Origin of the sequence: Pseudoalteromonas sp. SR43-2 (assembly GCF_014163885.1) — a bacterium.
GTDB classification, from domain to species: Bacteria; Pseudomonadota; Gammaproteobacteria; order Enterobacterales; family Alteromonadaceae; genus Pseudoalteromonas; species Pseudoalteromonas distincta.
Window position 1 is genome coordinate 1 of sequence record NZ_JACJED010000030.1, and the last position, 1607, is coordinate 1607.

1 protein-coding gene is annotated in these 1607 nt (G+C 43.9%); it reads right to left on the minus strand.

Annotated elements, in window-relative coordinates:
- Positions 1–1607: Ig-like domain-containing protein (locus H5120_RS19005; RefSeq protein WP_182675769.1), on the minus strand; the 1607-nt coding region annotated here is incomplete at both ends.

Here is a 1607-nt window from a genome sequence, read left to right on the forward strand (position 1 = left end):
GCACCTGGAATCTCAATGTTCCAGTGGCCATCGCTGCCAACTAGGGTCTCAATGGTTTGCACAGCGCCTGCGCTGTCGGTGATGGTGAGTGTAACAGTGCCACCAATTTCATTACTGGTGCCCTGAAGCTCTGGTGTTAAGTCGCTAACATCGCCTACGTTTTGAATGGTGAGTATTGGCGCTTGTGTGTCTAACGTAATTGTATCTGTAACTGTTGTCGTATTTCCTGCTTCGTCAGATACACTCACTTCGATGGTGTTATCACCTTCATTTAAATCTGTTTGTGGAGTTACTTCCCAGTTACCATTTGCATCTACTGTGGTGCTAAGTGTTTGTTCAACTCCATTTTCATCTGTAATAACAACTGTGATACTGGTACCAACGTCTGCATCACTAGTGCCTGAAATAGTAGGTGTTGAGTCGTTAGTTACAGTATCAAAGTTAACGGTTAAGCTAGGTCCTGATGTATCTATAATGCCTGTAGCAGTATCTGAAGCACTATTTCCAGCAGCATCAGATACTTCAGCTTCTACAGAATAATCGCCCGAGGCCAACTCTTGGGAAAGTTCAACACTCCAATTACCATCTGCATCTGTTGTTGTGCTAAATGTGCGAACAACCCCTTGAGAATCAGTAACCGTTAAATTTATAACTGTGCCTGCAACTACGTCAGTTGTGTTACCAGAAATAACCGGTGTTGTATCATTACTTGTTTCTAGTTCATTTACTTGTATGGTTGGAGGCGTAATATCAATTACAGCATCAAGCTCTACATTTGCGCTTCCACCACCTATGTCTGTTACTGACGCACTAATTAAAATGGTGCCTTCAGCCAAATCGGCTGGCGGAGTAACACTCCAGAGTCCGTTTTCATCAACAACCGTAGTTAAAGTAATTATTCCACCCGCTGAGTCAGTGATCTGAACTTCAACTTGAGAGCCAACTTGTGCATTAAAAGTACCACCATTTATTTGAGGTGTTTGATCGTTAGTTTCGCCAATAACATCAATGGTAATAGTCAATGCGCTTGTATCAATTGTGCCTGAAGCACTTGCTGTGCCTTCATTACCAGCGCTATCACTAATACTTGCATCTACAGAGTAGGCCCCTTCAGCTAAAGCCGCAGGTACTTCTACTGTCCAACTTCCGTCTGCAATTACTTGTGCTGAAATTGTTTGTACTGCACCATTAGCATCGGTAACTGTTAAAGTTATGGTTGAACCAGCAGGCTCCCCGCTAACCGTGCCTGAAATGGTCGGTGTTGTATCACTCGTATCGCCTAGTGCATTAATAGTAACTATTGGCGCTATGGTATCAACTTCTCCCGTTGTTGTGGCTGTGGTTTCATTACCTGCGTTATCGGTAACCGATACTTCAACAGTAAATTCACCTTCACTTAATTCGTTCGGTACATCAACACTAAAGGTGCCATCGGCTTGTACTTCTGTGGTAATAGTTTGTGGATTACCTGCTTCATCAGTAACTGTAATAGTAACAACCGTGCCCTCTGGCTCACCCGTCGCGGTGCCTGAAATAGTTGGGGTGGTGTTGTTAGTATCACCTACTGGATCAATAATAACTGTTGGCGCGGCAGTATCGACTTCGCC